Consider the following 20615-nt stretch of genomic DNA (forward strand, 5'->3'; position numbering starts at 1 on the left):
GCACGCCTCAAGCACCTTGCGATCTTTCCTCGAAAGGTGGACTTCTCTTGCTTCGGGTATCATCCCGACCTTGAATCACGACTCACGTTCCAAGAAAAGTGGGTACTAGGAAGGTCCGTGATCGATTTTGGATGAATAGGTATGGTCCGCGCGCAAAGCGCATCAGCGGCTCTCAGAATTTTCGTTCGCCGCGCCATAAAGACTTTTGCAACAATATCGGCCCTTCGCTGCCGTTAAAGCGGTGCCGCTACATGTCGGTTCAGAGGGGTAGACCGGAAGTTTGCAGCCGAGCGCTAGTCCGACGCTTTTGACCCTGACCGGACATGCAACCTCGCGGCGGGCGCTGGAATAAGTCGGCGCGCGTGGTAGACTTTCGGTCCTATCGGTCGAGAGTGGGTTGCAAAAGATCCGGAGGGGCCGCGAAGCAGCAAATTGCCGACTGGCTCGAAAAGCTCGGAATGTTCGAGTACGCGCAGCGTTTTGCTGAAAACGGGATTGGTTTCGCAGCACTTCGCCATCTGACCGATCAGGACCTTAAGGACATCGGCGTGCTGCTCGGGCATCGGCGCATAATGCTTGCGGCTATCCAGGAGCTTGGGAGCCCTGCCGTAGCTCAACGCGTTACGGCCGAGTTGAAGCCCCAAGATGCCGCCGAACGTCGCCAAGTCACTGGGATGTTCTCGGACCTTGTGGGTTCAACAGCACTTTCAGCACTCATGGACCCTGAAGACCTACGCGAGATCATTTCCGCGTATCAGAAATGCGTCGCCGACATCGTGCAGCGGTTCGGCGGCTTCATTGCGAAGTATATGGGCGATGGGGTACTGGTGTATTTCGGGTATCCGCAGGCGCACGAAGACGATGCGGAACGGGCCGTCCGGGCGGGGCTGGAGTTGGTGGCTGGCGTAGGTGCTCTGAAGATCCGTGCGCCCCTGCAGACGCGTATCGGCATCGCAACGGGACTGGTGGTTGTCGGCGACCTGATCGGGTCCGGCGCTTCTCAGGAGCACGCTATAATCGGTGAAACGCCACACCTTGCGGCACGTTTGCAGGGCGTTGCCGAGCCAAACAGCGTCGTCATTGCGGAGAGTACTCGAAAGCTGTTGGGCAATCTGTTCGAGTTTGAAGAGTTTGGGCCGAAAGAACTCAAAGGTATCTCAGGCGCCGTAGGGGCATGGGCTGCGTTGCGGCCGGCTTCAGTCGAAAGCCGCTTCGAGGCCTTGCACGTGAACGGATTGACCGAGCTTGTTGGGCGCGACGAAGAACTCGAACTCCTGTTGCGACGCTGGTCCAAGGCAAAGAGTGGTGAAGGCCAAGTAGTGCTGCTCTCCGGCGAGGCTGGTATTGGCAAATCGCGGCTTACGGCGGCGCTGCTGGAAAGCATCGCTAACGAGCCGCATACCCGATTGCGCTATTTCTGCTCGCCGCAGCATACCCACAGCGCTTTTTATCCGATCATCGGCCAGATGGAACGCGCCGCACGATTTGCGCATGACGACGCACTGGAAACAAAGCTGGGCAAGCTCGATACAGTATTGGCGCAGACTTCAACCTCTTTGGAGGATACGGCGCTATTCGCCGACATGCTGTCGCTGCCAAAAGACGGACGCTACGCGGCGCTCGACATACCCTCCGAACAGCACCGCCAGCGGACATTTGAAGCGCTCAGGTCACAGGTGGAGGCATTGTCGCGCTCCTCACCTGTGCTAATGATCGTCGAGGATGCACATTGGACCGATCCCACGAGTCAGGAAGCTTTCAGCGGGGTCGTTGACCGGCTTCGGACCTACCGTGTGCTGTTGATTGTGACGTTTCGTCCAGAGTTCGAAACGCACTGGATCGGGCGGCCCTACGTCACTGCTCTCACCCTCAATCGGCTGGCGCAGCGCGAAATCGAGACGGTGATTGATCACATCGTGGGCAACCAGATTATCCTCGGCGAGCGTGCGGCAGGACATCATTGAGCGCACGGACGAGATTCCCCTTTTCGTGGAGGAGATGACGAAGGCGGTCCTGGAGACCAAGAGTGAGGGCGAAGCGCGGCGAACTACAGGCAATATTCCGTCACCTGCGGCGGCGGTCCCCGCAAGCCTGCACGCCTCGCTCATGGCGAGGCTCGACCAGCTCGGGCCCGCCAAGGAGGTGGCCCAGATCGGTTCCGCGATCGGGCGAGAGTTCTCTCATACCCTGCTTTTTTCCGTTGCGAGCAAGCCGGAGCCAGAGTTGGCATCCGCCTTAGACCGTCTGATCTCCGCTGGCTTGTTGTTCCGGCAAGGTGTGCCTCCGTATTCCAGCTATCTATTCAAGCACGCTCTGGTGCAGGACGCTGCTTATGGCACGCTGCTGCGCCGAAGACGGCAAGAGTTGCATGCACGAGTTGCCACCGCCTTGGAGCAGCATTTCGCAGATCTGGTCGATCGGCAGCCCGAGATACTGGCCCATCATCTGACGCGTGCCGGACAGGCGGAACGGGCCTCTGATCAATGGCTAAAAGCGGGCCAGTTTGCGGCTTCCCGCTCCGCGTATGCCGAGGCGGTCAGTCATTTCGATCGTGGTTTGTCCCTGCTGTCATCTCTCTTGGATGCGCAGCGCGATCGGCAGGAGATCAAGCTGCAACTCGCTAAAGGCGTGTCTCTTAGTAACGCGAACGGCTTCTCCTCGGCCGAAGCAGCAAAAGCGCACGCTCGTGCGCACGAGCTTTCCGATAAGATAGGGGACATCGAGTCTCAGTTCACCGCGATATGGGGGTTGTGGACTTTCCGACGCACGTCGGATTGGAATGCGGCGCGCCAGCTTTCAGATAGGCTTCTGAGCCTGATCGAAAAGGGTAATAATGTCGGCCTTCGGCTCGAAGCTCATCATATGGGTTGGACAACACATTTCTTCTGCGGCGAACTCGCTCCGGCGCAGGAGCATTGCGAGAAGGGCCGAACCCTTTATGAGTTCGAGCAGCACCGGACGCACGCACACATCTACGGCCACGACCCTGGAGTCTGTGCACGAACGCTAGGTGCCTGGAGCGCCTGGCTGCTCGGCTACCCTGACACTTGTTCCGCAATGGCAGCAGCACCCGTCAGGGCTTCGGCTCCGCCGGGGTAGTTTCCCGTGCGACAAAGCACCGCCGAACACTTGATAAGCGATGTGAACGTCGCCGCTCTTGGCGTACTGGGTGTCTGGCTGCATTGACGACCCCACGCTTGCCCGGGGCTTTCCGGCCGACCCGGAATTATAGCGACAGCTTCGATTGTCGGAAGCGGCTCAATGTCGCCTGTTGGCCCTTTTGAGAAGTAGCGTCCCGCCTCGTGGAGGTCCCAACGCCCGATTGATCGCAAACTCGCCATTCCCAACCGCCACGATTGCGGTCGGCCATCGGAGCTAGACCACTCTAGACTCCGTACTGAGGGGTGGGCTTTCGATTAAGCTAAATGGGAAGGTGGTCGCCGACAATGCATCAATTGCGCATTGCGCTTCGGAGAGGCGCTTAAGCAAGAACTCGCGTTCAAGATCGGATAATCGAGTGTTTAGCAGCGGGCGATAGCGGTGAATTTTGCTGCGATGGGCACGAAGCCAAGCCAGTTTTTCATCGATCATCTGCGTCATCCTAGACGGTCGTTGTGTTGTCCTTGACTTAGAGGTGGGGAAAGCCCCGGCTAAAAAATTTAGTCCGAGCGGCCGGACTGTCAATATCCTAACATTCGCCAGCGCTCACGTGCTGCCCGGCCTTTGGCCGGGGCGCCAGATGCGCATTCCCCCGAAGGTGATCTTTACCGTGGCATTGGGGCTCCAGCTTCCAGGTTGTCTGGCCGCTCTATCATCGTTCCATGCGCATGTATGGGCTGCGCTCTGAGACCATTCGAAGGTCAGGGTCGCAGCCAAGGTGTGGGCTGCCTCGACCCGAACCGGCCTCTTGGGGGGACGCTCAGCCACAACAACCCAGGCAATGACGCCAAAAGCGAACAAGGCCCACCGCTACAATCCAAGGATCCCGCACCATGGCGTCCTTGCTTACGCCGGATGGTCAGAGGCAAATTCTCTCGCTGCATATTCCAGGAGAGATCCCCGACCTCCAAAGCCTGCATCTGCACGTCACGGATCTGACCTGACGGCGCTGACGGACTGCACCTTCGGCTTCATCCAGCATGGTGCTTGCTTAAATTGAACCAGAGCAGACCCAACGTGGCGGCGGCGCTTACGAAAGCCGAGGCATTCGCGGCCACTCCGGATGCTACCAAAACGTAAGTGGTCCGACCAGCCATGCGGCCCCCTGCGAAACCTCACAACGCATCCGTTTAGCGCGGGGTCCGCCGCCGGCGAGGGGGGTTAGGCGGGCAAACCTTCGAAGAGCCGGCCGATCGTCAGTTTCAATTCGTTGAGCGATACGGGTTTTCGGAGAAGAGGCCGCCTCCTAAGCAACGATGGCAGGACCTCCGGCCCGTAGCCGGAGGCGAACATGAACGGTTTGCCGCGTAGCGCAATGAGATCGACGGGGGGGCGACGTATCGGCCTGCAGATTGATGTCGAGGATGGCGAGATCGTAATTGGCGGTCATCGCGTAAGAAGTCGCGTCTTCAATGTTCGCCGCTTCCGCCGCCACGTTATGCCCGAGATCGACGAGCATGTCTGCGAGCGCCATCCCGATCAGCGCTTCGTCCTCGACAATCATTACGGCGAGAGAGCGGGCCATGCGAACATCCTAATGGTCGATGAGGTTGTCCGAACCCGGCAACAGGTCAATCCGCCTCCGTCTAAGCGCCCTGCGTTTGAGGTTCCAAACGTAGCCCGGACGCAGGATAGGAACCTGTCGGGACGCCAACGTGCATATCCTGCGCCGAAATCAAACTAGGCAATCGCCTCATTAAAGCAGGCCGCGAGACATCCGCGGCCTGCCTTAAATCCACCTCAGGCGGCCTTCTGATTGACGCTGCGCAGGGCCATCGTGTTCAGCTTCTTGTCGGTGGCCTTTTCCTCGTCGAGGTTCTGCTGCAGGACCGACGCGCAATCCTCGCGGCCGAGCATCTTCGCACAGGCGATCAGGGTGCCGTAGCGCGTGATCTCGTAGTGTTCGACCGCCTGTGCCGCCGCGATGAGCGCGGCGTCCAGGACCTGCTTGTCGTCGACGTCGCCGGCGACGTCGCTCGCTTCCTGCAAGATGCCGTCGATGGCCGGGCAGTCGACACCCTGGACCTCGACGCCGTGCATCTGGAAGACCTTTTCGAGCCGCGTGATCTGGCCCTTGGTCTCGGACAGATGGGTCTGGAAGCCGTTCTTGAGACCGGGGTCGGTGGCCTTCTCGACCATGTCAGGCAGGTTTTTGGCGATCTGCTGCTCGGCGTAATAGATGTCTTTGAGCGTATGCACGAACAGGTCGTTCAGAGTCTTGATGTCCTTGGTGAAAAAGCCCATGGCGTCCTCCTGCGTTGGGTTCGCACTCCAAACGACCGGCGCGGGGACCCCTTCCTATGCGTCATAACGGGATGATTTCCTGGGCGCGGATGACGATCTCTTTCTGTGCGAGCTCTGTCTCCAGCCGCTCTCGAAGAGCGCGCCAGTATTCGGGGACCAAGCGCTCCGTCATGACCTCGATAACGGCGATATTGTCCCGCTCGGTGCCGCCGTCGCCTCGCCACAGCCCCTCGCCGGGCGACCGGACGAAGCTGGTCGCTCCACCGAACTTGTCGGTCATTTCCTTCACAAGGCTGTCGAACCAATCCTTTGGAATTTTTTCTCCTTGACCGGTCTCTTTCGGTAAAAGGATCTGGACGAGATAGGACCCGGTCATGGCTGAACGCTCGCACGGGTGGCGCCGGGCCAGCTGGCGAGGAGGGTTCCCGTCGTCACGCACTCCACCTGCTGGGAACGGATTCATGTAGATGGTCATCATCGAGTCATGGGTCTCGTCGGCGGAGCCGCAGATCGCGTCGGTGACGAGGACGACCCGGAAGCCCCAGTCGACCGCGCCCAGCACGGTGGCCAACACGCAGACGTCCGTCTCGTCGCCCGTGACGACCACAGTGTCGACGCCCGCGCTTGGCAGCTGCGAGTGCAGGTCGCTACCGGTCCACGGCGAATACACGTACTTGTCGAAGTGCGGGCCGGCGGAGCGAAGCTGGCAAGAGATGGCACAAGATCGACCATGTCGCCACCGAGCTCGTCGATGGTCATCGAACTCCAACGTTCGTAGTAGCGGCGCCACATGCCGACGCCATGGCCCGGGGCTCTCGCCGGGAAGAAGCGCGTGAAGACCGTTCGCTCCGGATGCGTGGCCGTTATCGCCACGACGTTCGGCAGGACCCGGGGCAGCCACGGCATCTTCCACTCCGTGTCTTCGGCGAACATGCGCTGCATATCGACACTTAGGTGGATCGCTTCGGCGCCCACAGGGCCATACCTGAGCTCGTCTTCTTTTGACATCGCTCCATCCTCGAAAGCCATCTCCAACGGAGCGTCGCGGGCTTGGTTCCTAGGTCGCATAGCTCGGTCGAATGATTCCATGACAGGCGGATGAACTTGGAACCTGCTCCGACGTTATGGTGCAACAGATGCAATTCAAACGAGGCGTCGCGCACTTCACGGTCGGCGCCACGGATCGAGGTGATGGCGTTAGTAACAGTCAAACCTACCAAGCCGGATGTGCTGATCGCGCAGACCGTGGCGCGCAACACGAACCACCGCGCGGAGATGGTCTCTCGCGGACTGACATGGGGCGCGGACGAGAAAATCCTTCTGGCCTTGGCCGTCGCCGGTTGGGTCGCGACGAGAGGCAGATCGGAGCAGCTGCAGCGCGCGGCTAACCACGCATTTCTGGTTACCGTCCTCGCGTCCTTGGTGCCTCCGGGGATGAAATCAGTTTTCGATCAGACCCGCCCGGATCGCACGACGGTGCTCGGTCATCTGCATGGGGTCTCGTTTTCCGGCAAGCGCGAGGACGCATTTCCGTCCGGGCACGCTCTCCATATGGGCGCACTGGCATCCGCTGCGGGCGCATTGCCGCCTCTGCCGCGGCGATTGATCCGTACCCTGGCGGTCGGCCTTTCCCTGACGCGGATCGTGGTGCTGGCGCACTGGGCGAGCGACGTGGTCGCGGGCTTCGCGCTCGGTGCCGTCATGGAGCGGCTCGTGCGCCTCTGGACAGGATATCCGATGTCGGCATCGAATGAGCATGACAATGCCAATCCTTGAGGACGTGAAGGAATACGTGCAGCGCGCCACAGGTCTGCGCCGCCCCGGAAAGAAGGAGGCTCCTGACCTGGCGCGGCCAAGAAAGCCTCGCACGGCTCGTTTCAAGGACGACGGCCTCATTCCGAACCATCCGCGCTGGCCTCTCGTCATCTACCGGGGCGCTGTCGATCTCGGCGACGGGCATGATCCGGCGGCCGTCATGGAGGATCTGTTCGAGGCCAACGGCTGGGGCGAAACCTGGCGGGACGGCATCTACGACTACGTCCACTACCACTCTCGCATACACGAGGTGCTCGGCATCGCGCGCGGCAAGGGGCGGGTGCGCTTCGGCGGCAACAAGGGACGGATCTTTACGCTGAAGGCGGGCGACGTCGCGATCTTGCCGGCAGGCACGGGACATCAGTGCCTCTCTGCGGAGAAGGACTTCCTCGTCGTCGGCGCCTATCCGCCCCTCGGCACCTACGACGAGTGCACGGAGGTCGAGGACCGTCCGAAAGCTCTGAAGACGATCCCGAAGGTGCCTGTCCCGCGCAAGGACCCGGTGTACGGCGGGGAGGGGGCGCTTTCCAAGCTATGGAAGAAACCAAAATGAGCGAGTACGTCGTCCGCTTCCTAATAGGTGGCGCCGTCGTGTCCGTCTTCGCGATGCTCGGAGACATGCTGAGGCCGAAGAGCTTCGCCGGCCTGTTCGGAGCCGCGCCCTCGGTCGCGCTCGCCACCCTCGGCATCGCGATCTATCAGCACGGCGAATCCTACGCGGCCGTACAGACCCGTTCGATGATGGCCGGTGCCATCGCGCTCGGCATCTATAGCGTCGTCGTCTGCCAGCTGTTGATCCGGGCGCGCATGCGTGCGCTGCCGGCCTCGCTGCTGTCGATCGTCGTGTGGCTCGCAGCGGCATTCGGCCTGTGGGCGGCCGTGGGAGGTCAGACATGAGCACGCCGATCGAACTATCGTCTTCCTCGCTGCGGGAGGGCCGCTGGTACGAATACCTGGTGCGCTTCGTGCTCGGTGGCGCGGCGACGGTCTTCGCCGGCCTGGTCAGCAGCCGCTTCGGTGCGTCCATCGGCGGGCTATTCCTCGCGCTGCCAGCGATCTTTTGCGCCAGCGCCACCCTCATCGAGAAGCACGAGATCCGCCGAAGGCGGCGAGGGCAACAGGCCGCAGCGCTCGACGCCGCCGGCGCGGCGCTCGGTGCGCTCGGGATGCTGGTTTTCGCCGGAGTGTTCTGGCTTCTAGTCGAACGAAGCGTCGGCGGCGCATTTGCGGGCGCCTCGCTGGCGTGGCTGGCGGTGTCGGTCGCGGCCTGGTTCGTGCGACGCAAGGCGAGGTCATCCCGGAGTTGGCCCGCGCATGAGAAGAGCCGCCCCGTGATACGGCGGGGGCGGCTCTTCTGAGTTCGGTCAGCCGTCAGGCCATGTCGGGCCGAGCAACCGCAGAACCAGGCGGTCAGCGTCCCGCCGTCATCTCTCTTACCGCCTCGACAATCTGCTCCGGATGGTAGGGCTTCTGCAGCATGAGGCTGTTCGATACCGGTCGGGGCGTCACGGGAGGGAAGCCCGTTGCATAGATCACCGGCAACTCCGGATGATGTTGACGGCAGTGTTCGGCGATCTGCCAGCCGTCGATCTTTCCGGGTAGCCTCACATCGGTGACCAGAACGTCGGCCGCCGTCCGGTTGCACCACGCAAGCGCTTCTTCGCCGTCGCAGGCGTGGATGACGTCATAGCCTGCCTCGCGTAACGCATCGACGATGAATTCTCGGATCAGAGGGGCGTCTTCGACGAAAAGGATGCGCACGCGGGAACTCCGATTCACTTTAGGAGTCTGAACCGGCGAAGCTTTAGGCAGTTCCTGCCTACGACTCGGCGCGTGCGGCGCCGACCGTGTCCGCCATCTTCGCGCCGCGCGCGCCGAGCGGTTTCGACGCGCCTGTCGTGGTGTCGCGTGCTGTCTGATGCTCCATCTCGGCGTTGAGTTCGCCGCCGAGCAGGATCACGATGGCGGAGATCCAGAGCCACGTCATGAAACCGATGACGGCGCCAAGCGAGCCGTAGGTCTGGTTGAAGGTGCCGAAGTTGGCGGCGTACCAGGAGAACAGCGCGGACGCCGCGAGCCAAAGCACGGTCGCGACCGTACTGCCCCAGGTGATCCACCGCCACCGCGGGGCCTCGCGGCTGGGCCCGAAGCGGTAGATACAGGCCAGTCCCAGCGCGACCGCGAAGAACAAGGCGGGCCAGACTGCGATCCGGATTAGAAGCTCGATGGCGTGGGACAGCCAGAGGTGCTGCAGGACGACGGGTACCGCGACGACGGCGGCCAAGGCGAGCAGGATGAAGCCGATGGCGGCGAGGGTGAAGGCGAGAGAGATGGCATTCAGCTTGAGGAAGCCGCGCTTCTCCTGCTCCCCGTAGACGATGTTCAGAGTGTCGAAGAGAGACTTCATGGCGGCGTTCGCGCTCCAGAGCGAGATCGCCAGTCCGATCGCGAAGGTGAAACCGAGCGTCCGGTCGCCTTTGGTGGCGACGCGGGTGAGCTGCTCGCGCGCCACGTCGATCGCGCCGCCCGGGACGAAGCCGCCGAGCTCGTCGAGATGCTTGGCGATGCTGCCGGGGTCCGAGAAAATGCCGTAGATGGACACCAGCGCCGCGAGCGCGGGGAAGATCGCGAGAATACTGAAGTAGGTCATCCCGGCGGCAAGCGCGAGGATGCGGTGGTTGCCGATGTTGCCGTAGACCCGCCAGAGGATGTCCTTCCAACCCCGCGCTGGAATGTCCGACGGCGACATCGCGTGCCGGCCGCGGTCTCCGCCTTCGGTGACGAGGCTGGCGGGGGATGCGTGCCGGCTCTGGTCCTCCTTCGGCTCCAGGCCGCCGCCTTCCTTCGGCTCCGCGGGCGCCATGCGGTCCCATACGAACGCTACGGCGAGCAGCCCTAGCGCCGCGGCGATGCTCCAGCCGTCGGCGCTGGCGTGTTTCCGGGGTCGGTTCTGGAGGTCCATTCTCTTCTCCGCGACCACTAACAGCCGTGGCGAAGAAGCAGTTCCTGCAGGCGGTAGGAACCGCGCTCCCCTGTCCAAGGTTGATGCGCATGACCGGAAGAACACTCTACGAAAGCGCCAACGGCGACATCTGGCGGCTGGTCCGTGATCCGAATACCGGAGGCCCGGTCGTCGAGCATCAGCCGAACGCAAACTCAGGGGGACGGACGTCTCTGATCGAGATCGGGCATTTCCTCCGTGCAGAGGGCAACGGACCGCAGCACCAAGCTTTGCTCGCGTTGATCGGCACGCTGGTCGAGGGCTGACGTCCACCTGGGAGGGGGCATGTTCTTTTTCTTCTCCAACCGGCTGGGCTGTCTCGGTTCGCTCGTGGTTTCAGCCATCGTCACCGTCGCGCTACTTTTCCTGTTCGGAGCGCTAAGATTTTAAGGCCAGGCCGCTAAACCAAACGGGCGAGGGCGTGCTGTTGAAGCGAAGCCGCGTTGGCGCGCTTTTAGGCCTCTCCCGGACCGGTGAAGATGGAGGTCGGCGGGATGCGCGGTATCGGGAGGGGGCGCTCGGCGCGCTGCAGGGCCTGACCAGCACGGCCCCCTTTTGCATCGTAACGCTCGGCGAGCTTCAACAGGCGTCGCCTGGTTGAGGGGTCCGCTCTGTCTGCGAGGTCGCGCACGCGCTGTGCCAAATCCTTATAGAATTCCTGCTCCATATCACACGCCTTGGGGCTGCTGCTTTCGGGCAATTCGGCACCGGCGCGCGGCCGCCGTCAAGACTTGATTGCAGGGTCGCATCTCGTGCCGATTCTCCTTGAGACAGGCTGCCCCGTGGGCCTACTCGCCGGTGGCAGTGATATTGACGATGCGGCATCTGACCCGGAAGGTGTGCCCGGATTGCGGGCGGCCACTGAAGCTCGTGCCTGATGAAGAGGGCAAGGGCCGCGACATCTACGTCTGCTACTACTGCGAGCGGGATCCACTGCAAGACCTCGCCGCGCGCAGATGGGTTGAAAGTCCCCTGAAGCCGCCGAACGAATCCTAGCTGGTTCAAAGTCGAGAGACGCGGCAGGCTTGTTCTTTCGTCTGATTTTTGCGCTTGCACTAGAGAATGGATGCGGCGGGGTCGAGGCCGTATGCCATGGCGACTGCAAGCGACACCAGCAGACCGGCGCCGCAAAAGATCAGGATGGTTTTGAGCTCATCGACGTCGACATCCAGGGTGGTGGTTCGCGAGAGCGCTTTTGCCAGTGTACCCAACATCCGAGTCCTCCGAGATCGACAGGATGCTGCACCCTAGGGCATTGTGTCGGCGACGAGTGTGAACTGGCTCTCAAGTCCAAGCGCGCTCGGTCGCGCAACGGCAGAGCTAGGGTTTCGCGTGCGTCGGTCATGAGACTCGTCTAGTCGACCTTATCTTCCTTTGTACCCCGGGCGACGATTTCCAGCGCCCCGTCAGGAAGCGGCCGCTGCAGCTTCAGCGCTTCTTCGGCCGGCGCGGTCATCCAGGTCTCGACCTCTTCGGGCGTCGTCAGGATCACCGGCATCGCCTTCGGATGGACGGCGAAGACTTCGGTGTTCGCGTCTGTCGTCAGGAACGCATAGAGGTCGTTGGTGGTCTCGCCCTCCTTGACCTTCCTGACTGAGGTCCAGTTGGTCCAGATTCCGGCGAAGCACGCGAGGGGGCGGCTCTCGTCCAGCGCGAACCAGATGTCGCCGCCTTCTTCCTTGTTGAACTCACTGAACGAGTTGAACGGCACCACGCAGCGGTGCTCGGGACCCAGCCATCGGGTCCAGTGTTTGCTCTTCACGTTGCGGATGTTGGTGGTCCCGCCGTCGGGCTCCATTCGGAGCAATTCCTTGAAATCGACGGTCTTCCCTTTGGCTTGGAGTTTTTCCGCGCGCTTCTTGGTCGCGTCCATCAGTGCCTTCGATGACGACGGCATGCCCCAGCGCGCTGTCGCAAGCTCGCGGCCGCCGGCACCGGTCCGGACGATCGGCGCCTCGTAGTCCGGAAAGACCCCGGGCATCGGGGCGAGATTGCCAACGTAGCGGTTGACGACGCGAAACAGCGCGCTGATAGCCGCCTGGTTCGTGGTGATCGAATAAAGGTTGCACAAGGTCAGGTCTCCGAATCCGGGTGCCGGGCCCGCTGAGCCAGCTGCAGCAGGGTGGCGGCCGGGCGCTTGCCGGCTCTTGCGCACTTCCGGCACCGTAGTCTGCTGGCCAGGTCGTGCACGAACGTCGTCGATGGGTGGGTGAGGGCAGCGAGGTCGACGTCGCGAGCAGCCTTGCAGCGCGAACACTCGATCTCGAGCCAGCTATAGCCGCCATTTATGGCCTGGTCGATCGTCGGAGACGGGTCGATTGGCTCTCCGTCCGACCACATGCGTTCGTTCCAGCTTTCGCAAAGCAACTTGTCGGCTGTCCGGATCAGGGCCCCGCCTTTGGCTCGTGCCTCGGCGGACTGCCCCGCGAGAATGGTGGTCATGGCCCGCGCGCGGCCGAGCTCCTTTTGCAGCGCCTTGCGGTCACCTCCGGAGAGGGGCGTCGGGTGATGCTTTGGCGCCATCGCCGGCGCCTACTCGAATTGCGGCCAGCAGCCGTCCTCTTCATAACGGCCCGTTCGGACTTGGCAGGTGTTGTCGAGCAGCTTCTGGCCCACGTTCTTCCACCGCGCGTCACGCCCGTACAGGCGAGCGGCATCGGCCTTTTGGATCTCGACGACCCTGCTGCAGCGCCGGCAGCTTACCCGGAGGATATGCTGAGGGAGCTGGGACAACCGCAGCGCGGGTAGGGACGGACCAGGCCTGGACTCGGCTCGGGGATCGTCCAGGAGCGCTTGCCAGTATTCCGCCGGCAGATCGTCATTCGGCCCGAGTACAGGCGTTGGCGGCGCGTTTCTGCCGACGTGAGAAGCCATCTTTTCCATCTGCTTGGGGCGCGGCATGCGCCAGCCCGCGGGTCGGTCGGTCATGAGCGATTAGAACATATCAGGAACGAAAGAGTCGATCCCCGCCCGAAAAAAATGATCATGTGGGCTGACAACGGGAGTCGGAACCAGCGCTGTCCGATCGTCTTGAATCGAGTCCCGACTGGAGTGTTGCGTAACCATGGCTCCCCGCGCGAATTGGAAGGGCTTCTTGAGGCTCTCGCTCGTCACCTGTCCTGTGGCGCTCTATCCGGCTACCTCCGAGAGCGAGAAGATCTCGTTCAACCAACTCAACCGGACAACCGGCCACCGCATCAAATATCTGAAGGTCGATGCGGACACCGGCGACGAGGTGCCGAACGAGGACATCGTCAAGGGCTACGAGGTCGAGAAGGGGCAGTTCATCGAGGTCACCAAGGAGGAGCTCGAGGAGGTCGCGCTGGAGTCCACGCGGACGATCGAGATCGATGAGTTCGTCGACAGGAGCGACATCGATCCGCGCTACCTGATCCGTCCGTACTACCTGCGGCCCGACGGCAAGGTTGGGCACGACGCCTTTGCCGTGATCCGCGAGACCATCCGCGAGATGGACAAGGTCGCGATCGGGCGGGTCGTGCTGACGAGCCGCGAGCACATCATCGCGCTCGAAGCGCGCGACAAGGGCCTGATCGGCACGTTGCTGCGGTATCCCTACGAGGTGCGAGATCCCGCCGAATATTTCGACGACATCCAGGATGTCAAAGTCACGAAAGACATGCTCGACCTGGCCAAGCACATCGTCAATCAGAAGGCGGGCAGCTTCGAGCCGGACAAATTCGAGGACCATTACGAGACCGCCCTCGTTGACCTCATCAACCAGAAGCGCGCCGGCAAGGTTATTCGGCCTAAGGAGCGGCCGAAGGGCGAGAACGTTGTCGATCTGATGGACGCGCTACGGAAAAGCGTAGGCGGGGCAGCCAAGGAGGTCGCCGCACAAAAAAAGCCCGCCAAGGCAAAGAAGGCGACAGCCGGCCAGAAGGAAATGCTGATGTCGATCGCCGGCAAGAGGCCGGCGAAGGAAGCGGCGTCGAAGAAACCGCCGGGAAGGTCGCAGCGGAAGTCCGCTTAGCGTCAGGAACCGAGGGTCTTTGGCGCGGGTTATCCGCTGCGGAAGGCAAGGGAGATCGGCATGGACCCGAACGAAACGGCGGCGATGACCGAGGCTTCCGGCCTCGTGGATCCCGAGCGCGCCACGCTGACCAGCACAAGACCGTCATCAGGACCGAACGGGAGCGCTCACCCGCTTGGCATGCCCTCGCAGGAGAACATGGAGCGGTGGGCCGAGAAGTTGCGCGAGGTGACCGTCAAGGCGCCCTTGCGATCGCTTTTCGCCGCGTTCGTGCTGGGGCTCTGGGTGGCGCGCCGGCGTTAGCCGCGACAGCAAATGCCGCGAAAGCTGAAGACATTCCAGACCTCGTTGGGGTTCTACGACCTCGCGATCGCGGCACCGTCGATGAAGGCGGCTCTCGAGGCCTGGGGAGCCGGCAGCAATCTTTTCCATCAGGGCTTCGCCACGGAAACCCACGATCCCGCGGTGATCGCCGCGGCGATGGCAAGGCCCGGCGTCGTGCTCAAGCGCCCGGCCGGATCCAACAGGCGGTTCGCCGAGCAATCGGATCTGCCGACCGATCTTGGGGTGGAAAACGGCGCCCGAAAAAAGGCTACCTCGCCGAATAAGCGGCTCTCGCCCAGGATCAGCGACGAGAATGCGCGCAGCGCCGCCGCGGAGTTCGAGCGCGAAGAAAAGCGCCGCGACGCTGAGCGCCGAAGGGAAGAAGCGACACGCGAGAAGGAACGCGCCAAGCGGGAGCGCGCGGTGGCGAAGGCTCGAGCAGCGCTGGACGAGGCGCAGCGGAAGCACTGCGCGGTCCCTCGAAGCAGAGCGCGGCGAGATCGAGAAGCGGATCGAGGACGAAGACACCCGCTGGCAGCGCGAGAAGCAAAAGCTGTCCGAAGCGCTTCGTGTAGCGCGGGATTGATCGGGTCACGATAGCCCTTGATCGAGCGATCGTGCCGCCGAGCCGGACAAAAGCGCCAGAAACGGCACGGTCCATGCCGCCGAGACGTGGCTGAGCAGCACCATTCCAAGAACGGCCTGAGTGAACATCACGCAGACCTCCGCCACGCGGCGGCCCAAGGCCGCCGCAGCCGCATGGTGGCGCCGCCCGGGCGGGGCGGATCGTGGTCCTCGCCGTCGAGGCGCCGCAGCGCCGAGAGGATTTCGGTGAGCCTGATGGCGTGTCCCATGCCGGGGATCTCGCGCAGCGCGGGACAGGATTCGACGGCGTACATGTCGGACGCCCAGGACGACAGGATGACGCGTTTTTCCGAAGCCGAGAGGGTCTCGTCGTTCAGCACGTCGTCCGGAGACGCATAGTGCGCGGCGGGATGGAAGAGGGGATTGAGATCGCCGGAATTCGTTCTGACATTGGTCATCGTCGGCCTCCCTTACACTCCTTTCAATGGGGAGGTGTGATGGACGGCGGGCGCGAACCCGCCGTCGCTGGACTTCGATCCGGAAGCGGTCAGGCCGCCTTCTTCTGCTCGATCTGCGTCGGAGAAGGCGCGCCCGCGATCTGGATCCTTCGCGGCTTCATGGCCTCGGGCACCTCGCGGACCAGGTCGATGATCAGCAGCCCGTCCTGGAAAGAGGCCTGCTTCACTTGGACATAGTCGGAGAGGTTGAAGACGCGCCGGAACGGCCGCGCGGCGATGCCCTGATACAGGAATTCGCCGGCCGCCCTGTCGGGCTTCCTTGCCTCGATCGTCAGCGAGTTCTGCTCGGCGGTGACCGTGATGTCACCGAAGGATCGGCTGCACCACTACTGTCTTGACAGGTTCTTCGCGCCGAATATTTTTTGCTGCGGGGAGCTCGCTTCCCCGTTTCTCGAACCGCAAAGGACAGGAAGACCGTCAGGAGAGGCGACGATGCTCGACGAAGATTTTGCCCGTATCCGTGCGCACCGCAACAACATCCACCGCTATCGCAGCCTGCTACTGCCTCGCTCGAGGCGCTGACTTCCGAAACCTTCCCCATCGCATTTGTCCCGCCTCAAAGGCCGAGCGCGGGGGTGGCGTCATGACCGATGTCAGGGACCTGCTGATCCGCGGCAGCGAGAATGTGATCGACCACTATCGATTGCTGCTGGCGAGCGCGAAGACGAAGCGGGAGCGCCAGCTCTACCTGAGCCGGATCGAGCGCGAGGAACGGCTTCTGGGTCAGCTCCCGGGTGGGTTGCCGAACAGGGTGGCGGCGTGACTTCTCCGGACGGCGAGGATCGATTTGAGGGGTTCGACGTCGTGCTGAAGCGGCGCGGGCGGAGCCGATGGAAGTGGGCCGTTTGCACCGCCGCGGGCGAAGTCGTCATGTCCGGCCCGGAGTGCAGTCGCGCAGGCGCGAGGTACAAGGCCGAGCGCGCTCTCTTTCTTCTGCTTTGCGCAAGCGCGTCGCGGGCGGCTTCCGGAGGAGAGTGGCGGGCAACCGGCTAGGAACCTTGGTTGTCGTCAGTCGGTTGTCGGGCTCTCGACCCTCGGAGACCGATTCCGATGCCTGACTATCCGAAGCCGCCTTACCCCAGTCAGAAGCAGCCGATGCCCGGCTCGACCGCGCAAATGGATCCACGCCCCGATCACGGAGAGGCCAGCTACAAGGGGGCGGGCCGCCTGAAAGGCAAGCGGGCGATCATCACCGGTGGCGACAGCGGAATAGGGCGAGCCGTGGCCATCGCCTTCGCCCGCGAGGGAGCCGACGTCCTGATTGCCTATCTCGAGGAGCACGACGACGCCAAGGAAGTTGCGGCCCTCGTCGAGGCGGAGGGGCGCAAGGTTGTTCTGGTCGAGGGCGACCTGAGGTCCGCGGACCACTGCAGGAAGGTCGTCGATCGGGCGGTCCGGGATCTCGGCGGCGTCGACATCCTCGTCAACAATGCCGCGCATCAGGCGACCTTCAAGGATCTTGCCGACATCAGCGACGAGGAATGGCGAATGACCTTCGATGTGAACATCCACGCCATGTTCTTCCTTGCGAAGGCCGCCGTGCCGCACATGGAGCCGGGCGGCGCGATCATCAATACGGCTTCCGTGAACTCGGACATGCCGAACCCCACGCTCCTGGCCTATGCGACGACCAAGGGCGCTATCCAGAACTTCACAGGCGGGCTGGCCCAGATGCTGGCGGAGAAGGGCATCCGCGTGAACGCCGTGGCGCCCGGGCCGATCTGGACTCCGCTGATCCCATCGACCATGCCCGAGGATACCGTGAAGAATTTCGGCAAGCAGGTGCCGATGAAGCGGGCCGGGCAGCCGGCCGAGCTGGCGACGGCCTACGTGATGCTCGCCGATCCGCTTTCAAGTTACACCTCCGGTACAACGGTCGCGGTAACCGGAGGGAAGCCCTTCATCTGATGCCGGGCCTGCAGCATCCAGTCACGCCCGATGGGCGCTATTTCGTAGTCCGCGGTCGGCTCTGGCGGATGAGCGATCCCGACCTTGCTGCCCAAGACAAGGAGCGGCTGGTGAAACAGCTGATGGATGCGCGGCGAGCCGTGAAAGACGCCAGGACGGCTAGAGATCTAGACGCAGAGACCGTCGCCCATCGCCTCGTCGACGAAGCGAAGCGCCGGCTGGGAGAGCGGGGACCGGTGTGGTGGAAGGATGGCGCGCCCGACTTCACCCGACACGCGGTCAAAAACACGCCCTATGCCGACTGGTACGCGGGGCTCAGGCGGCGGCCTTCAGTGAAACGAGACGCTTGCGGAGAAATGCGAGCACCATGATCTCGACGGAAGTGAGCTTGGCGTACTGGCGCTTGAACTTCTGCGCTATCTTGGCTTCGATCATCTTCACGAGGTCACCGGACATGTAGGCGTCCAGAACCTCGGGATGCACGTAGCACTTGCGGCAGATGGCCGGCGTGTTGCCGAGTTGCTTCGAGACGCTCTCGATCGCGGCGACGACGTTGCGCTTTGCCTCGGCCTGGCTGTCGTATTTCTTGAACTCGGACAGCGCCAGCGCCGCCAGCACGGTCCCGGCCCAGGTGCGGAAATCCTTGGCGCTGAAGTCCTCGCCCGTAACGTCTTTGATGTAAGCGTTGACGTCGCCGGACCTCAGCGAACAGCAGCGGACTTTGGTGCGCCTAATCGTCAACGACGGGAAGAAGCCTGAAGAAGCGGCCGAGCTCGCCGGATATCACCCCAAGCCGGTTTATAAGACAATGCGACTGCCAGCGGTCGCGGCTGCGATCTCGGAATCGATACAGCTTGATCTCGCGGTGGTCGGCGCCCCGCTTGCTTATCGAGTGGCCAAGTCGCTTCTCCAGGACACAAGCATTAGCGCCCGTGTCCGAGCTGATCTGTCGATCAAAGTTCTAGACCGGGCAGGGCACATTGCTCCTACCCGGAAGGAGACGTCGTTACAGCAGAAAGCGCTGTCTGAGATGTCTCGAGATGAGCTCGCTGCCTTCATCGAGCGCAACCAAGCTGAGATCGACAAGGTGGAGGGTGAACTGGCCTCTCGTGCGAAGGACGTTTCGTATCTGGGGTGATGCTCGAGACCCTCCGGTTTGAGCGCCAGCCATTTGGTCCAATTTTCTACAGTTGCGCCTCCAAGGCTGCCTTATCGATAATCGATCGAACACGTACGATCTTGTTGTTGTCGAACTGGTAGAAGACGTTCTCGTGGAATGAAACGCGCCTGCCATTCACTGGCAAGCCGAGAAAGACGCCTGTTGGAGAGCAATCGAACCGGAGCCGACTTCCCAGATAGGGATACTCGCTAATCATCATTTCCACGTTGAAGCGAAGGTCGGGAATTGCCGCGTAATCCCGTTTCAGCATTTCACGATACCCGGACAGGCCAAGGGGATTGTCGTTATGGATAACGTCGTCGGCGACGAACGTGCCCAAGCGCAACCAAGCTTGCTCATTCAGGCAGTCGATATAGTCGCGATAAATATGCTTTAGGTCCATTACTGAACAACCTTTGGCATCACCACAACGATGTCGCCAGTCATCCTAAGAGGTAGACTCGCCTAACTGGCGCCGCGTGCGGAGCCGCCTGGCCTGACATCTCTGCCTGTTCGAGCTCGTCGGCCTGCGCATGGTATTGCTCGGCAAGGGACCCGGGATGCCGACATGTCGCTGATGGTGTTGGAGAGCCGTCCGCCCGAAAAGCTTGCTCCCTCAATCTGTCTGATTGTTTGCTCAAGAATGAGTTCCTACCCAATGAACGAAGAACGCTTCGTGAGCGATTTTCGTTCCTGCCTGCAGGCTAACTTTCTGGGCACTTCTCATCCAGCGCACAAATGTTAAGGATCGGGCCTCCGCCGTTCTGGACAGAACAGCGCTTCAGCGAGGACGCAGGGAGAAAGGGAGGCATGCCAAGCTATCGGGTTTATGAGGTCGATGCGGAGGGCACAAGTGTTGGATGGCGCAGAAGCCCGCGACCGTTGACATCGAGCTTAATCCGGAACCAAACCGATCGAGAACATTTCTCGGGCGCCAACAGCTACCGAATAAGCCCCATCCAAATTCGTATAGTAGTATGAGTTCCTAGACGGAGGCGGGAACGACCACCATGCCCACAGCAGCGAGCACGATATCACTGCCCCAGCAGCAACAATGGCGAACCTACCCAACCGACTCTGCGCGGTTTGCCAAAGTGCCATCTTCGTCGTCGCGCGGGTTGTCACCTAGATCGCGCCTAGCTTCACGCAGATCGCGTGTAAAATCATGAAAGCAGGAAGAGCGAAGAAAAACCACACTATGGCCTTGTCCGCATCCCGATGTGGCGCAAACTCGCGGTTTGCATCTGTTTCTGTGGCATGACGGACGATGACCGAATGGGCTCGGCTTCGACGAGGGCGTCGGGCCACTTGCGTCATAAGCTGCTTCACGGCGGTTTCCTGCTCGCTCGTGACTTGGTGGCGCGTGGCCATTACGTTTAATCCTCTATCTCCAAGGCAACTTCACCGCCCTGCTGTTGCGCCGCGAGAGACCCACACCAGTTAGCTAGCTCGATGCCTTTACGGGCTGGACTTCTTTGGCTTGGGGGCGGGTGCTGCGGCTTCCTGCTGCTTCTTCAATTCAGCAACCTAGCCAACTCGGCACGCTTCGCATCGGCCTCATCCTCTTTGACGAGGAGATAGCCCTTTTCCGCCATGCAACCCTGGCCGACAGTGTCAGCGGCGTTAGTTCGCTCTTGGGCTGCTATAGCTCCCGCCAAGCCTTCACCCGCAACGGCTACAACTGGGTAGAACGGTTCTCTGTCATTGCGGGCGCCTTCAACATCCCGGGTCAGGCAATCGTCGATGGTGAGGTGGTCGTTATCCATGAGGAGCGCACCAACTTCTCCGAGCTGCAGGCCGATCTAGCCCGTCCTATTCGTGAGAGTGCGGCTTTTGGGCCCGATTGATGCGGCCGCACATCTTGTCTGACGAGGCGCACAGGATTGCCTTCGGCTTTTCGCCGCCTGACGA

Annotated in this window: 28 protein-coding genes and 4 pseudogenes; 16 read left to right on the forward strand and 16 right to left on the reverse strand. The window is 62.0% G+C overall.

Annotated features, from left to right (window positions below; all coding sequences use genetic code 11):
* The first annotated feature begins 323 nt into the window (after positions 1–323).
* Positions 324–1964, forward strand: coding sequence for an AAA family ATPase (locus QJT78_RS40285; protein ID WP_281460535.1), 1641 nt, complete (start codon positions 324–326; stop codon positions 1962–1964).
* The gene (locus tag QJT78_RS40290) at positions 1945–3099 is read left to right on the forward strand and encodes a hypothetical protein (protein ID WP_281460536.1); all 1155 of its coding nucleotides are present in this window, start codon (positions 1945–1947) and stop codon (positions 3097–3099) included. The genes QJT78_RS40285 and QJT78_RS40290 overlap by 20 nt, the downstream gene beginning before the upstream one ends.
* Before the next feature lie 276 nt (positions 3100–3375).
* Here QJT78_RS40290 and QJT78_RS40295 read toward each other — a convergent pair whose 3' ends face one another.
* Positions 3376–3591 (reverse strand): hypothetical protein, encoded by a 216-nt coding sequence (locus QJT78_RS40295; RefSeq protein ID WP_081494220.1) that lies wholly within the window; start codon positions 3589–3591, stop codon positions 3376–3378.
* 416 nt (positions 3592–4007) lie between these two features.
* Between QJT78_RS40295 and QJT78_RS40300 the strand changes: the two are divergent.
* Positions 4008–4141: pseudogene (locus QJT78_RS40300) on the forward strand (Crp/Fnr family transcriptional regulator); the annotation flags it as partial.
* Positions 4142–4405: 264 nt separating this feature from the next.
* Here the strand turns inward: QJT78_RS40300 and QJT78_RS40305 are convergent.
* From QJT78_RS40305 to QJT78_RS40320, 4 genes and pseudogenes are all read right to left on the reverse strand, one after another.
* Positions 4406–4684, reverse strand: coding sequence for a response regulator (locus QJT78_RS40305; protein ID WP_348652414.1), 279 nt, complete (start codon positions 4682–4684; stop codon positions 4406–4408).
* Between the two features lie 215 nt (positions 4685–4899).
* Positions 4900–5403 (reverse strand): ferritin-like domain-containing protein, encoded by a 504-nt coding sequence (locus QJT78_RS40310; protein WP_038975100.1) that lies wholly within the window; start codon positions 5401–5403, stop codon positions 4900–4902.
* Between the two features lie 61 nt (positions 5404–5464).
* Positions 5465–5779, reverse strand: a complete 315-nt coding sequence (locus QJT78_RS40315; protein ID WP_038975099.1) for a hypothetical protein — start codon at positions 5777–5779, stop codon at positions 5465–5467.
* Positions 5776–6411 (reverse strand): annotated as a pseudogene (locus QJT78_RS40320) (isochorismatase family cysteine hydrolase). The gene QJT78_RS40315 and the pseudogene QJT78_RS40320 overlap by 4 nt, the downstream one beginning before the upstream one ends.
* A 183-nt stretch (positions 6412–6594) precedes the next feature.
* Between QJT78_RS40320 and QJT78_RS40325 the strand changes: the two are divergent.
* The 4 genes from QJT78_RS40325 to QJT78_RS40340 are packed head-to-tail and all read left to right on the forward strand — an operon-like array spanning position 6595 to position 8576.
* Positions 6595–7179 carry a phosphatase PAP2 family protein gene (locus QJT78_RS40325; protein ID WP_281460537.1) on the forward strand — a complete coding sequence of 195 codons (585 nt, stop codon included), beginning with the start codon at positions 6595–6597 and terminating at the stop codon, positions 7177–7179.
* Positions 7166–7771, forward strand: coding sequence for a cupin domain-containing protein (locus QJT78_RS40330; RefSeq protein ID WP_060913205.1), 606 nt, complete (start codon positions 7166–7168; stop codon positions 7769–7771). Before QJT78_RS40325 ends, QJT78_RS40330 begins: the two co-directional genes overlap by 14 nt.
* The gene (locus tag QJT78_RS40335; RefSeq protein ID WP_038975097.1) at positions 7768–8115 is read left to right on the forward strand and encodes a DUF3147 family protein; all 348 of its coding nucleotides are present in this window, start codon (positions 7768–7770) and stop codon (positions 8113–8115) included. Before QJT78_RS40330 ends, QJT78_RS40335 begins: the two co-directional genes overlap by 4 nt.
* On the forward strand, positions 8112–8576 hold the full coding sequence (locus tag QJT78_RS40340) for a DUF3147 family protein (RefSeq protein WP_038975096.1): 465 nt from the start codon (positions 8112–8114) through the stop codon (positions 8574–8576). The genes QJT78_RS40335 and QJT78_RS40340 overlap by 4 nt, the downstream gene beginning before the upstream one ends.
* A gap of 52 nt (positions 8577–8628) precedes the next feature.
* Here QJT78_RS40340 and QJT78_RS40345 read toward each other — a convergent pair whose 3' ends face one another.
* Positions 8629–8979: a response regulator gene (locus tag QJT78_RS40345; protein ID WP_281460538.1), complete on the reverse strand. Its 351-nt coding sequence runs from the start codon at positions 8977–8979 to the stop codon at positions 8629–8631.
* A 58-nt stretch (positions 8980–9037) separates the two neighbouring features.
* Positions 9038–10180, reverse strand: coding sequence for a YihY/virulence factor BrkB family protein (locus QJT78_RS40350; RefSeq protein WP_049802040.1), 1143 nt, complete (start codon positions 10178–10180; stop codon positions 9038–9040).
* Positions 10181–10269: 89 nt separating this feature from the next.
* Between QJT78_RS40350 and QJT78_RS40355 the strand changes: the two genes are divergently transcribed.
* Together QJT78_RS40355 and QJT78_RS40365 are read left to right on the forward strand one after the other, a co-directional pair.
* Positions 10270–10485, forward strand: a complete 216-nt coding sequence (locus tag QJT78_RS40355; protein WP_202801475.1) for a hypothetical protein — start codon at positions 10270–10272, stop codon at positions 10483–10485.
* A 550-nt stretch (positions 10486–11035) separates the two neighbouring features.
* A complete protein-coding gene (locus QJT78_RS40365; RefSeq protein ID WP_244439249.1) occupies positions 11036–11215 on the forward strand; it encodes a hypothetical protein in 180 nt (59 codons plus the stop codon).
* A 59-nt stretch (positions 11216–11274) separates the two neighbouring features.
* Here the strand turns inward: QJT78_RS40365 and QJT78_RS40370 are convergent, their stop codons facing one another.
* The 3 genes from QJT78_RS40370 to QJT78_RS40380 form a co-directional block, all read right to left on the reverse strand.
* Positions 11275–11433, reverse strand: a complete 159-nt coding sequence (locus QJT78_RS40370) for a hypothetical protein (protein WP_162832281.1) — start codon at positions 11431–11433, stop codon at positions 11275–11277.
* A 140-nt stretch (positions 11434–11573) separates the two neighbouring features.
* Positions 11574–12290, reverse strand: coding sequence for an SOS response-associated peptidase family protein (locus tag QJT78_RS40375; protein ID WP_038975090.1), 717 nt, complete (start codon positions 12288–12290; stop codon positions 11574–11576).
* Positions 12291–12292: 2 nt separating this feature from the next.
* Positions 12293–12742 (reverse strand): hypothetical protein, encoded by a 450-nt coding sequence (locus QJT78_RS40380; protein ID WP_060913204.1) that lies wholly within the window; start codon positions 12740–12742, stop codon positions 12293–12295.
* Between the two features lie 541 nt (positions 12743–13283).
* On the opposite strand from QJT78_RS40380, the gene QJT78_RS40390 reads away from it, so the two are divergent.
* Genes QJT78_RS40390 through QJT78_RS40400 form a run of 3 tightly spaced genes read left to right on the forward strand, consistent with a single transcriptional unit; the run spans position 13284 to position 15134 of the window.
* Entirely contained in the window at positions 13284–14210 is a 927-nt protein-coding gene (locus QJT78_RS40390) for a Ku protein (protein WP_038975087.1), read from the forward strand.
* A 60-nt stretch (positions 14211–14270) separates the two neighbouring features.
* Entirely contained in the window at positions 14271–14513 is a 243-nt protein-coding gene (locus QJT78_RS40395; protein ID WP_038975086.1) for a hypothetical protein, read from the forward strand.
* A 12-nt stretch (positions 14514–14525) separates the two neighbouring features.
* Positions 14526–15134 (forward strand): cell envelope biogenesis protein TolA, encoded by a 609-nt coding sequence (locus tag QJT78_RS40400; RefSeq protein WP_309249055.1) that lies wholly within the window; start codon positions 14526–14528, stop codon positions 15132–15134.
* Here QJT78_RS40400 and QJT78_RS40405 read toward each other — a convergent pair.
* The 3 genes and pseudogenes from QJT78_RS40405 to QJT78_RS40415 all read right to left on the reverse strand — a co-directional run.
* Positions 15126–15251 (reverse strand): hypothetical protein, encoded by a 126-nt coding sequence (locus QJT78_RS40405; RefSeq protein WP_259220879.1) that lies wholly within the window; start codon positions 15249–15251, stop codon positions 15126–15128. The genes QJT78_RS40400 and QJT78_RS40405 overlap by 9 nt on opposite strands.
* Positions 15248–15577, reverse strand: coding sequence for a hypothetical protein (locus tag QJT78_RS40410; protein WP_038975085.1), 330 nt, complete (start codon positions 15575–15577; stop codon positions 15248–15250). The genes QJT78_RS40405 and QJT78_RS40410 overlap by 4 nt, the downstream gene beginning before the upstream one ends.
* 89 nt (positions 15578–15666) lie before the next feature.
* Positions 15667–15942, reverse strand: a pseudogene (locus tag QJT78_RS40415) (Hsp20 family protein); the annotation flags it as partial.
* Between the two features lie 278 nt (positions 15943–16220).
* Here QJT78_RS40415 and QJT78_RS40420 point away from each other — a divergent pair.
* Both QJT78_RS40420 and QJT78_RS40425 read left to right on the forward strand, forming a co-directional pair.
* Positions 16221–16400, forward strand: coding sequence for a hypothetical protein (locus QJT78_RS40420; protein WP_212481690.1), 180 nt, complete (start codon positions 16221–16223; stop codon positions 16398–16400).
* Between the two features lie 287 nt (positions 16401–16687).
* Positions 16688–17545, forward strand: coding sequence for a glucose 1-dehydrogenase (locus QJT78_RS40425; RefSeq protein WP_038975081.1), 858 nt, complete (start codon positions 16688–16690; stop codon positions 17543–17545).
* 315 nt (positions 17546–17860) lie between these two features.
* Here the strand turns inward: QJT78_RS40425 and QJT78_RS40435 are convergent.
* A pseudogene (locus QJT78_RS40435) lies at positions 17861–18253 on the reverse strand (DNA topoisomerase IB); the annotation flags it as partial.
* A 16-nt stretch (positions 18254–18269) separates the two neighbouring features.
* Between QJT78_RS40435 and QJT78_RS40440 the strand changes: the two are divergent.
* Positions 18270–18683, forward strand: a complete 414-nt coding sequence (locus QJT78_RS40440; protein ID WP_211434585.1) for a hypothetical protein — start codon at positions 18270–18272, stop codon at positions 18681–18683.
* Positions 18684–18729: 46 nt separating this feature from the next.
* On the opposite strand, the gene QJT78_RS40445 is transcribed toward QJT78_RS40440, so the two are convergent.
* Together QJT78_RS40445 and QJT78_RS40450 are read right to left on the reverse strand one after the other, a co-directional pair.
* Positions 18730–19107, reverse strand: coding sequence for an ester cyclase (locus QJT78_RS40445; RefSeq protein ID WP_038975285.1), 378 nt, complete (start codon positions 19105–19107; stop codon positions 18730–18732).
* Between the two features lie 722 nt (positions 19108–19829).
* On the reverse strand, positions 19830–20075 hold the full coding sequence (locus tag QJT78_RS40450; RefSeq protein ID WP_038975284.1) for a hypothetical protein: 246 nt from the start codon (positions 20073–20075) through the stop codon (positions 19830–19832).
* Between the two features lie 119 nt (positions 20076–20194).
* Here QJT78_RS40450 and QJT78_RS40455 point away from each other — a divergent pair, with 119 nt between their 5' ends.
* Positions 20195–20551 (forward strand): hypothetical protein, encoded by a 357-nt coding sequence (locus QJT78_RS40455; protein WP_281460539.1) that lies wholly within the window; start codon positions 20195–20197, stop codon positions 20549–20551.
* Positions 20552–20615 lie beyond the last annotated feature (64 nt).

Origin of the sequence: Bradyrhizobium sp. Mp27 (assembly GCF_029953005.1) — a bacterium.
Classification (GTDB): Bacteria; Pseudomonadota; Alphaproteobacteria; order Rhizobiales; family Xanthobacteraceae; genus Bradyrhizobium; species Bradyrhizobium barranii.

Coding starts and splice junctions, on each gene's coding strand:
- QJT78_RS40285 (WP_281460535.1), top strand. CDS start 324: ATGCAACCTCGCGGCGGGCGCTGGAATAAGTCGGCGCGCGTGGTAGAC.
- QJT78_RS40295 (WP_081494220.1), bottom strand. CDS start 3,591: ATGATCGATGAAAAACTGGCTTGGCTTCGTGCCCATCGCAGCAAAATT.
- QJT78_RS40305 (WP_348652414.1), bottom strand. CDS start 4,684: ATGGCCCGCTCTCTCGCCGTAATGATTGTCGAGGACGAAGCGCTGATC.
- QJT78_RS40310 (WP_038975100.1), bottom strand. CDS start 5,403: ATGGGCTTTTTCACCAAGGACATCAAGACTCTGAACGACCTGTTCGTG.
- QJT78_RS40315 (WP_038975099.1), bottom strand. CDS start 5,779: ATGACCGGGTCCTATCTCGTCCAGATCCTTTTACCGAAAGAGACCGGT.
- QJT78_RS40325 (WP_281460537.1), top strand. CDS start 6,595: ATGGCGTTAGTAACAGTCAAACCTACCAAGCCGGATGTGCTGATCGCG.
- QJT78_RS40330 (WP_060913205.1), top strand. CDS start 7,166: ATGCCAATCCTTGAGGACGTGAAGGAATACGTGCAGCGCGCCACAGGT.
- QJT78_RS40335 (WP_038975097.1), top strand. CDS start 7,768: ATGAGCGAGTACGTCGTCCGCTTCCTAATAGGTGGCGCCGTCGTGTCC.
- QJT78_RS40340 (WP_038975096.1), top strand. CDS start 8,112: ATGAGCACGCCGATCGAACTATCGTCTTCCTCGCTGCGGGAGGGCCGC.
- QJT78_RS40350 (WP_049802040.1), bottom strand. CDS start 10,180: ATGGACCTCCAGAACCGACCCCGGAAACACGCCAGCGCCGACGGCTGG.
- QJT78_RS40355 (WP_202801475.1), top strand. CDS start 10,270: ATGACCGGAAGAACACTCTACGAAAGCGCCAACGGCGACATCTGGCGG.
- QJT78_RS40365 (WP_244439249.1), top strand. CDS start 11,036: ATGCGGCATCTGACCCGGAAGGTGTGCCCGGATTGCGGGCGGCCACTG.
- QJT78_RS40370 (WP_162832281.1), bottom strand. CDS start 11,433: ATGTTGGGTACACTGGCAAAAGCGCTCTCGCGAACCACCACCCTGGAT.
- QJT78_RS40380 (WP_060913204.1), bottom strand. CDS start 12,742: ATGGCGCCAAAGCATCACCCGACGCCCCTCTCCGGAGGTGACCGCAAG.
- QJT78_RS40390 (WP_038975087.1), top strand. CDS start 13,284: ATGGCTCCCCGCGCGAATTGGAAGGGCTTCTTGAGGCTCTCGCTCGTC.
- QJT78_RS40395 (WP_038975086.1), top strand. CDS start 14,271: ATGGACCCGAACGAAACGGCGGCGATGACCGAGGCTTCCGGCCTCGTG.
- QJT78_RS40400 (WP_309249055.1), top strand. CDS start 14,526: ATGCCGCGAAAGCTGAAGACATTCCAGACCTCGTTGGGGTTCTACGAC.
- QJT78_RS40410 (WP_038975085.1), bottom strand. CDS start 15,577: ATGACCAATGTCAGAACGAATTCCGGCGATCTCAATCCCCTCTTCCAT.
- QJT78_RS40420 (WP_212481690.1), top strand. CDS start 16,221: ATGACCGATGTCAGGGACCTGCTGATCCGCGGCAGCGAGAATGTGATC.
- QJT78_RS40425 (WP_038975081.1), top strand. CDS start 16,688: ATGCCTGACTATCCGAAGCCGCCTTACCCCAGTCAGAAGCAGCCGATG.
- QJT78_RS40445 (WP_038975285.1), bottom strand. CDS start 19,107: ATGGACCTAAAGCATATTTATCGCGACTATATCGACTGCCTGAATGAG.
- QJT78_RS40450 (WP_038975284.1), bottom strand. CDS start 20,075: ATGGCCACGCGCCACCAAGTCACGAGCGAGCAGGAAACCGCCGTGAAG.